General features: G+C 74.1%; 1 protein-coding gene. It reads left to right on the forward strand.

Going from position 1 to position 239, the window contains the following annotated elements:
* Window positions 1-39 precede the first annotated feature (39 nt).
* Window positions 40-239: hypothetical protein (locus HKX41_13260; protein NNC25103.1), on the forward strand; the 200-nt coding region annotated here is incomplete at its 3' end.

Raw genomic sequence — 239 nt, forward strand, 5'->3', positions numbered from 1 at the left:
CGCGACGGCCGCCTGTGGGCCGACGGATTGGAAGCGTGCATGCTGCCGTTTCCGCGCACCCTGGCCTACTACCAGTTCGAATGGCGCAACGGCGCCCTGGTGCGGGTGGCGCAGGAAACCGCGCAGCAGCGCGTGCTCTCGCGTTTGCAGGCGATGCGCGCGGCGGTGCTGGCGGGCAAGTGGGCGACGCTGGACCGCAATCTGCGCGCGGGCCCGGCGCCGGCAGGGGCCGACGCGGC

Origin of the sequence: Salifodinibacter halophilus (genome assembly GCA_012999515.1) — a bacterium.
In the GTDB taxonomy this organism is placed as follows: Bacteria; Pseudomonadota; Gammaproteobacteria; order Nevskiales; family Salinisphaeraceae; genus Salifodinibacter; species Salifodinibacter halophilus.